This is a genomic window from Nonomuraea terrae (assembly GCF_004348995.1).
In the GTDB taxonomy this organism is placed as follows: domain Bacteria; phylum Actinomycetota; class Actinomycetes; order Streptosporangiales; family Streptosporangiaceae; genus Nonomuraea; species Nonomuraea terrae.
On the sequence record NZ_SMKQ01000297.1, the window covers coordinates 1 to 7892 of the forward strand.

A 7892-nucleotide genomic window follows, 5' to 3' on the forward strand; every position below is an offset into this window, starting at 1 on the left:
TGTGTATAAGAGACAGGGGTACGCCGGCTCCCGCTGCTCAAGCGGCCCGGCATCGCCGAGTCGGTGGAATGGGGCCGCGGTGCGATGGCGCTCGCCGAGGGCGGCAGCCCGTGGCCCGTGGCACTGCGCCGGGCGCTCGGCCTGCTGATCAAGGACGAGGAGGACACCAGGCTGCTCCTCGCACACGCTGAGGAGGTGTTCGGCGATGCCTGACCCGGTCGTGCTCGCCGCGGACCACCTGTGGGGGTTCCTGACCGCGCTGCGCGGCGCGGGCGTGCCCGCCGCGCCGACCAAGCGGGCGGACCTGCTACGGACGATCGCCGAGACCCCGCCGCGCGACCTGACCACGCTGTACTGGTACGCCCGGATCACCCTGCTCCAGGACGTGGGCGACCTGCCCGCCTTCGACCGCGTTTTCGACGCCTGGTTTCGGCAGGGCGGCCCCGGGCCCGCCGACCTGCCGCTCGAAGCGGACGACGGCGGCACGCCGTCCCCCGGCGGACCCGGCGAGGACGACCCGCCGCCCCGCGAGGCGCGGCCGGGCGACGGTGCCGAGGCCAGCGCTCTGAGCACCTACGGCACGCGCGACTTCGGCCGGACCGGCGAGGCCGCGTTCATGCGCGCGCTCGAAGCCGCCTGGCCCGCCGTGCTGCCCGCCGTACCGTCACGGCGGCGCCGCCCGGCCCGGTCGGGAGACCGGCTGGACGTCCGGCACGCGTGGCGTCGAGCTCTCCGCCACGACGGAGAGATCATCCAGCTGCGCCGCCTCGCCCGCCCACCGCGCCCGCGCCGGCTGCTGATCCTCATCGACGTCTCCGGCTCGCTGCGGCAGCACACCCCGGATCTGCTCCGCGCCGCGCACACCGCGCTGCGCGCGGCGCCGGCCCGTACCGAGGTGTTCACCTTCGGCACCCGGCTCACCCGGATCACCGCCGCGCTCGCGCACCCGCACGTCGGCCAGGCGCTGCGAGCCGTGTCGAGGCTCGTCACGGACGCCGACGGCGGTACGGCGATCGGCGCGGCGCTGGAACGCTTCCTGGGCAACCCGCGTTTCATGGCGCTCGCCCGCGGAGCGCTCGTGATCGTGCTGTCCGACGGGCTCGAACGCGGCGACCACGCCCCCATGGTGCGCGCCACGGCCCGCCTGTCGCGGGTCGGCCACCGGCTCGTCTGGTGGTCCCCGCTGGCCTGTTCGCCGACCTACCGCCCCGTCACCCGCGCCATGGCCGCCCAGCTCCCGAACCTGGACCACCTCGGCGGCGTCCGGGATCTGCGCACCGCGCTGGAGGAGGTCCGCCGCCTCCCCGCCGTCCTGTCCGGCCCCCGCCACCTCGCGGCGAGGCGCCGGTCCGACCCACGACCCAGGGGAACAACCCGATGACCTCCTTCTCCCACGGGATCGTCGACTCCCACCACCACATCTGGCGCGCCGCCGACCTTCCCTGGCTGCAGGGGGAGATGGTGCCGCGCATCTTCGGCCCGTACGAGCCGATCCGCCGTGACTATCTCGCGCCCGAGTACGCCGCGGAGGCCACCGCCTGCGGCATCACCTCGGCGGTCTACGTCCAGGCCAACTGGCCCCTCGACCGCTGCGTGGACGAGGTGCGGTGGCTCCGCGACGTACACGCCGAGACCGGCTGGCCCACCGCCGTGGTGGGGTCCGCCGACCTGTTCGACGAGGATGCGGTCGAGGTCATGCGCCGGCAGGCCGCCATCACCCCGCTCGTCCGCGGCACCCGCCTGCAACTGCACTGGCACGAGCGGCCGGAGTTCCGCTTCGCCTCCGCCCCCGACCGGATGAAGGACCCCGTCTTCCGGCGTAACATCGCCGCGCTCGCCGACCTCGGCTGGCTGTTCGAGCTCCAGGTGTTCCCCGCGCAGATGGCCGACGCCGCCGCCCTCGTGGAGGACTTCCCCGGCGTGACCTTCGTGCTGGTCCACGCCGGGATGCCGGTGGGCTCAGGGCCGGCGGCCCTCGCCGAGTGGACGCGAGGCATGAGGCTCCTGGCCGAGCGGCCCAACGTCGTGGTGAAACTCACCGGTCAGGGGACCTTCGTGCGTCGCGTGGACCGGCCGCTGATCGAGAAGGTGACGGCCACCTGCCTGGACCTGTTCGGCTCCCGCCGCTGCATGTGGGGCAGCAACTTCCCGATCGAGAAACTCTGGACCGACCTGCCCACCCTCGTCTCCACGTGGCAGGACGTGCTCTCCGGCCGATCCGCGGAGGAGATCCGGGACGTCTTCACCACAACGGCCACCCAGGTCTACCGCCTGTGAATCGACGGGGCCGCACCGCTGGTGACGCCTCAAATGTCCGCGCTGGGGAACAAGGCCGCCCGCGTCGGTTTCAACAGGGCGGGCCCCGGCGAAAGATCTCCGCAGCGGAAGTTTCCCCAGGTGAGCGAGTTGTAGGGCGGGTGGGACTTGAACCCACGACCCACGGATTATGAGTCGGTTCCCTCGGTGTCGCTCAGTGTCGCGGAGCGACACTTTGTATCGCTGTGGACGGAATTCTCCGTGCCGTTGTGTCGGGAAGTGATGACGGATACTGTGCTGCATCGGGTACACGCGAGCAATCACCGAGCAACCATGTGTTCCTGACCGTCAGCATTATGTGCCGTTCGCCCCCTTCTCGACACGGCTATGTGCCCTGACAAGGCCTCGACCCTAACGGCAGCCGAACGTGGACGAGCAACCACCGAGCAGTCACGCATAGCCGATGTGTGGCCTCTTGTCGGGATGCTTGCATCGCTTCGGAAGCGATGAAAAGCCTACTTGACGTGCGATCAGATCGAGTCGCTGGCGTCACCTTCTTGGTGAATCAATATCGATCGAACTCAAGAGATTCACCACCTCCTTGCTGCAGCGCATAGGCAGCAGCGGTCGAAGGAGAATGGCTGGTCGCTGGCCTCCTGCCAGATACTTCGCCTGTTCTCGTGCCAGGCACTGGGAACGATCAACCTGAGAATGGCGAGAGCGACTACCTCCTCTGCTCCTGCCTTGAACAGTGTGTACGCAGCGCTTTGCATATGAGCGCCTGACACGAACAGGTCGTCTACCAGCAGTACCCGTTCGCCGCGCAGCGCCTGAGAGCCGTTCAGCATCCCCATCATCTGGAAGGCGTCTGGGTGTGAGTCGCGTCCCGCAAGCACCGCCGCGTACCTGTCGTTTGGCAGGAGAACCGGCTTGTAGTGGTCTCGCAGTGCGCCGATCATGCTGATGACTCGCGGCATGATGTGGAACGCTTCGATAGGGCGATCAAGTCGGGTGCTCGGAATGGTGGTGACCATGGTGAAAGGCCCGCCGGCCACCTGGATGAGGCAGGCCTCATGAGCGTCGTAGAAGCGGGACAGAGAGGCCGCCATCAAAGTCTCCGGACTCAGCCAGCTCGTGCCGGCGCGTACAGCTTCTTTGCGAGCCACGAGCCTGAACAGCCCGTTGTCATCGCCTTCTTCGACAGCCAGAGAGATCGACACCACAGGCTCCGCATGCCTGCGGAACCCATTCACAGTGCGAGCGCAACTCGAGCAGATTTCGTACGGCTCACCATTGGGCTTGTTGTTGGGCCCGGTGTGGCAGATCCGGCAAACCCCGGAGCGCGCAGCCGGAACGTTCCTGAACAGTGGGATGACGAGGTCGGTTACCGCCCTGGCGCGGTCCATGGTCAGAACATGGTCGGTTGGGAGTCCATATCTACGAGATTGACCGCCTGCTTGCAGAAGTCGTCAATGTCCTGGACGGCAGTAATGCCTCCCCGGGAGCCGGCCTGGGCAACCCACGGTTGTTCCTGGTGAAGCTGCTGGGGCACGAAGACAGGCTTGCCGGTCTTCAGAGCATTCGTGACATGTCGCTGGCTGAAGCCGTTGTGGCGGCCGTCGACGACGTAGACGGTTGCTGCTAATCCGCAGGTCACGATATAAGTGAGTGCTGCCGTTCGGCCGGTGGTGATGGTTGCGGGCCAGAACTGCGAGATCAGTGCGCCGCGCTCGGCTACCTGTTGGGCGATAGTTGCATACCGGCCTGGCTGCTGAGACTGATCTATCCCCCTGTCCAGGACTCCTAATGTTCGTCCACCGGCAGTGGCGGCGTTCTCGTGCACGGCCACGCCGAGTTCGGTATAGAGCGGTGCGACCACGGTCAATCCCGCTTCTGAGAGGATACGCGCGGCAGTGGCGGCGTGTTCACGATCGTATTCTCCGACGATGGCGACTGAACGATGGTCTTCGAGGGCGATGTGGCCGCGGATCCATAGGAACGGCTGATAGTTGTTAGTCCAGAACATGTTGCCGGGATAGGCCTCGTCCAACACGGTGACGAGGCGGACGCCGCGTGAGCTCATGGAGGCGATGAGCTCGCGCGCCCGGTCCAGGTCGTCGTGCCGGACCATGCCTCTGATGACGACAGCGTGTGCTTTGTCGTTGTCCTGAAGGCCGTCGAGTTCGCCGTCGAGAAGTTTCAGGGCGCTGCCGGTGGCGGCGACGGCTCGGGCGGTGTAGTGCCAGGGCTTGTCATGGGTGGCTTTTGTGAGGGCTAGAACTGCGGCCTGCTCGTCGATCATGGTCATGCTCATCACCATCTCGAACGTGGTTTCGCTGTGAACGTACGCGCTGACACCGACATTTGCGGCGACAGGATGCGTGGTGTGAGCGTTCATGATGCCGAGCTTCGCCAGGCGGCACGCCGCAATCGCTGAAGGAGAACGATGCCGGTTCGGGCTTTGACGGTCGAGAGGTAAGCGGAGCCTCGGGAGAACCCTCCGACGAGCTCGCCGAGCGTCAACCGTGCTCTACGTCGTTTTGGATCTTTTGATGTCGTTGATGCAGACTTCCAGTGCGCGGAGAAGTTCGCGGGGGTAATCCTCGTAGGCCGCTTCCCGGGACGTGTGGGAGAGGATGTAACTGCCGTCGGAGCTGAACACGGTCGTAATGCCCACGACTCGCTCGGGCTCAGCCATCCGGCTCGTCCTGATGTGGGAGCTTCCGATGCCGATGACGAGTTCGTGCGCCATCGCACGCGGGGGTGCACTGATGACGTATGGTGTGCCACCGAGCTTCGCGTAGCAGGCGAGCGCCATGCTGTTCAGCACACTCGCACGGTCACCGTTTTGGATGCTCTCGACCTGCACTTCCTGCACCGGTATGCCCTGACTCATGAAGATGGACTTCGACACGAGATAAGGGCTGTCGTTACCGGTCAGATCTTCCTGCCGCTCGCTTGTGACCACGATCGCTAGATGGATGTCGTCGGTTGACGAGACCGCCTCCAAACACGCCTGCCTGTAGGCGGCAGAGTCACGCATGTCCCCGTCGAATGGCTTCAGCACGATGGTGCAGTCCGTCAGCCGGTACTTCCGCGTGAAGCCCTGGTTGAAGACCCGTCCTCCTGGCACCCCGTTGCGAAAGCTGGTGAGGAAAGACTCAACCGTCCCCTGCACGCTTCTGGGAGTGACGACCACAACCCGAGGCGTCTTCGGGGAGAAGCCCTCGGAGTCGAACGGTCCGAACGTGTCCAGCCCTGTGTCGGGGTAACGGTGTTTCTTACCCCCGCTGAAGTCGAAGACAAAGGTCGGCGGGTCGAAGCGCCGCGACGGTATTCGAGACCGCCCGGGCTCGTCCCTGAGCGGCGGGCCGACTTCGGCACCGAGTTCGGCGGACAGGACCAGCGGAGACTTCTCGCGCAGCACGCGTGCCACGTCCTGTGCGTGTCTGAGACGGCCCCCGGCTCCCACTAGGTCGAAGACGGCGGCATCGAGCCTGTCGATGAGTGGACGGTGCCCGCCGCGCATGGCGACCGCGAGAACGTCATGAAAGACCTCGCGCCTACCTCCAACCACGCCTGCGATGCGAACACCCGGCTTTCCCGGGGAACGTCCCGCAGTTGCAGCCATTCCCCGTCCAGGGCCTCAACCGCCCCCGCGATTCGACGAAGTGCGCGCTCGTCCATGTTGGGGAAGGGCGGCGGTTCATCCGGAGCGATGAGCACATAGCGGCCCTCCACAGCGACGCCTCGACGTACGAGTTCGCTGACGGGGAGATCGATCTCGTACCGGCTCTTGAGCCCAACGAGGATCCCGGGGCCGCCGCCGTGCGGTCCCGCGCAGCCGCGCCAACATCGACCACGTCGTGATCGGCCCGACCGGTGTATGTGGTGGACTCGAAGAAGTGGCACAGACGGACCCACGATCAAACCGGGCGGGGGCACGCGCGCACGCCGATCGCCAAGGTTGTCGGGCCGGTGGTGTTCGAGGCCCGAGCTGTCGCCGAGGCATTGCGCCGGGCGACCGGCCGCCCGGTCGACGTCGTCACGGTCGTCGCCGTACACGGTGGCCGACTGCCTCGCTGGGGAGCGATCAACGCCGGAGGGACAACGATCCTTCGGGCCTCGCGTGTGCACGGCTGGATCGCTCGCCGTCCGCGCAAGTGCGCCGCTGAAGAGGTCGCCATGATGGCGGCGGCCGCCGAGCAGGCACTACCTGCGTACGTTCCCCAATAGGCGCACCGCGGTGGCCACCACCAGCTGACGGCTCGGCGCCGATCAGGCGAGGCGACTCACGCGGTGATTCTGTCAGTTGTGCGGCGTAGAACCACATCATGGACACCTTCGATGTGATCTTGGTGGCTCGGTCCAACCTGGACCTGGCGCCGGAGAAGTTCGAGCGCCAGGTGGCGATGATCAGACCGCTGATGGACTGGGATGCGGCCGCATCGACGTGGTGGTCACGGCTCAGCGGCTCGCGGCCGCAGCACGTCACCGAGGTCATCAACACCCTGTTCGAGGCCGCACGGGTGTACGGCACCACTGTCACGGTGCAATTGGTGCCTGCACAAGAGATGGACAGGGCCGCGACACCCGACTGACAGGGCACCTGACCGCGGCCGACAACCTCCTCCTCATCGATGTGGAAGTGCTCTTCATAGGCGCTGTGCCGGTGGGTGTGGCGGGGAAACGCAGCTGGGCGGGTGGCATCGTGAGCTGGGGGTAGGGGAACGGACGTTCCAGGGTTGTGGCCACTGGGGGAGGAGTCCACGACATGTCCGACGTCGTCGACCGCCTGATAGCAGCAGTGAACGCCCATGACATGGAGGCATGTCTTCGCTGCTACAGCGTCGCCGCCACCATGGTGGGACCGGAGATGCAGGCCGAAGGCCGTGCGCAGATCACCTCGTATCACGCCCACGTTTGGGACGGCATTCCCGATGTGTCCATAACAGTGTGGGATCGGATCTCCAACGGCGATCGGGTGGCGGTCGAGACCACCTTCAACGGCACGCATACCGGGCCGTTCCTGATCGCAGGAGGCCGGGTCATCGAGCCGTCCGGCCGACGAGTGAGCTTCCGCGGATGCTGGATCTTCACCGTGGAGGACAACTTGATCATCACCCACCGCCTTTACTTCGACCAACTGGAGCTGTACACCCAGCTCGGCGTGGCTCCCCCTGCCTCCTAGGATCTGTACGGAGTTCGGATCTTCAGATCGATCGAAGACTTCTCATCCACAAGATGGCCCCGCGTAAATGAAGGCCGGTCAGTGGGAGAGGGGCGGCGTACCACGTTCCACAGCGGCCATGACGTCGGTCAGACGAGAGGCAGGTCTTTGCGTGCCTGTTCCAGGTCGGTGGCCCAGATCCACAGTCGCTGCGCGGGCGGGACCTGGTGGTAGCCGAACAGGCCGACCTCGGTCAGGGTGCGCAGGTCCACGCACACCCGCTGGTAGGCACCTGAGATAGCGTCCGCGGGATCGTCCAGGTCGCGGGCGCCGAGCCTGATGCAGGCGCGGTACTCATAGGCCAGCAGCAGATCGGAGCCGAACTGTGCCCAGGCACCGCGCTGTTCCTGCCAGGCGGCCTCGGCTTCGGCCAGTAGCGGGTTGAGGTCGGCGGGGCGTGGGAGGG

The 7892-nt window shown here is 66.4% G+C and carries 10 protein-coding genes; 6 read left to right on the top strand and 4 right to left on the bottom strand.

Annotation, left to right across the window (positions count from 1 at the left end; translation table 11 throughout):
* The first annotated feature begins 63 nt into the window (after positions 1-63).
* From E1286_RS48575 to E1286_RS44090, 3 genes are read left to right on the top strand one after another with little or no spacing between them, the layout of a single operon-like run.
* Positions 64-213 carry a hypothetical protein gene (locus E1286_RS48575; protein WP_165970197.1) on the top strand — a complete coding sequence of 50 codons (150 nt, stop codon included), beginning with the start codon at positions 64-66 and terminating at the stop codon, positions 211-213.
* Positions 206-1381, top strand: a complete 1176-nt coding sequence (locus tag E1286_RS44085) for a VWA domain-containing protein (RefSeq protein WP_132622891.1) — start codon at positions 206-208, stop codon at positions 1379-1381. The genes E1286_RS48575 and E1286_RS44085 overlap by 8 nt, the downstream gene beginning before the upstream one ends.
* Positions 1378-2277, top strand: a complete 900-nt coding sequence (locus E1286_RS44090; RefSeq protein WP_132622893.1) for an amidohydrolase family protein — start codon at positions 1378-1380, stop codon at positions 2275-2277. Before E1286_RS44085 ends, E1286_RS44090 begins: the two co-directional genes overlap by 4 nt.
* 569 nt (positions 2278-2846) lie before the next feature.
* On the opposite strand, the gene E1286_RS44095 is transcribed toward E1286_RS44090, so the two are convergent.
* The 3 genes from E1286_RS44095 to E1286_RS44105 all read right to left on the bottom strand — a co-directional run bounded on the left by E1286_RS44095 (position 2847) and on the right by E1286_RS44105 (position 5692).
* Positions 2847-3476: a phosphoribosyltransferase gene (locus tag E1286_RS44095; protein ID WP_132622895.1), complete on the bottom strand. Its 630-nt coding sequence runs from the start codon at positions 3474-3476 to the stop codon at positions 2847-2849.
* A 188-nt stretch (positions 3477-3664) separates the two neighbouring features.
* Positions 3665-4654 carry a DNA-processing protein DprA gene (locus E1286_RS44100; RefSeq protein WP_132622897.1) on the bottom strand — a complete coding sequence of 330 codons (990 nt, stop codon included), beginning with the start codon at positions 4652-4654 and terminating at the stop codon, positions 3665-3667.
* Between the two features lie 132 nt (positions 4655-4786).
* Positions 4787-5692: a Piwi domain-containing protein gene (locus E1286_RS44105; protein WP_165970198.1), complete on the bottom strand. Its 906-nt coding sequence runs from the start codon at positions 5690-5692 to the stop codon at positions 4787-4789.
* Positions 5693-6147: 455 nt separating this feature from the next.
* Here E1286_RS44105 and E1286_RS44110 point away from each other — a divergent pair, with 455 nt between their 5' ends.
* The 3 genes from E1286_RS44110 to E1286_RS44120 all read left to right on the top strand — a co-directional run bounded on the left by E1286_RS44110 (position 6148) and on the right by E1286_RS44120 (position 7447).
* Complete coding sequence (locus E1286_RS44110; RefSeq protein ID WP_132622901.1) at positions 6148-6492, top strand: hypothetical protein; 345 nt, start codon at positions 6148-6150, stop codon at positions 6490-6492.
* A 98-nt stretch (positions 6493-6590) separates the two neighbouring features.
* Positions 6591-6857 (top strand): hypothetical protein, encoded by a 267-nt coding sequence (locus tag E1286_RS44115; protein WP_132622903.1) that lies wholly within the window; start codon positions 6591-6593, stop codon positions 6855-6857.
* A gap of 173 nt (positions 6858-7030) precedes the next feature.
* Positions 7031-7447 (top strand): ester cyclase, encoded by a 417-nt coding sequence (locus E1286_RS44120; RefSeq protein ID WP_132622905.1) that lies wholly within the window; start codon positions 7031-7033, stop codon positions 7445-7447.
* 128 nt (positions 7448-7575) lie between these two features.
* Here the strand turns inward: E1286_RS44120 and E1286_RS48580 are convergent.
* On the bottom strand, positions 7576-7892 hold a 317-nt coding region (locus E1286_RS48580), incomplete at its 5' end, for a hypothetical protein (protein ID WP_223190906.1).

Excerpts from the sequence above, each read along its gene's own strand:
- E1286_RS44085 (WP_132622891.1), top strand. The coding sequence starts at position 206 with ATGCCTGACCCGGTCGTGCTCGCCGCGGACCACCTGTGGGGGTTCCTG.
- E1286_RS44090 (WP_132622893.1), top strand. The coding sequence starts at position 1,378 with ATGACCTCCTTCTCCCACGGGATCGTCGACTCCCACCACCACATCTGG.
- E1286_RS44100 (WP_132622897.1), bottom strand. The coding sequence starts at position 4,654 with ATGAACGCTCACACCACGCATCCTGTCGCCGCAAATGTCGGTGTCAGC.
- E1286_RS44115 (WP_132622903.1), top strand. The coding sequence starts at position 6,591 with ATGGACACCTTCGATGTGATCTTGGTGGCTCGGTCCAACCTGGACCTG.
- E1286_RS44120 (WP_132622905.1), top strand. The coding sequence starts at position 7,031 with ATGTCCGACGTCGTCGACCGCCTGATAGCAGCAGTGAACGCCCATGAC.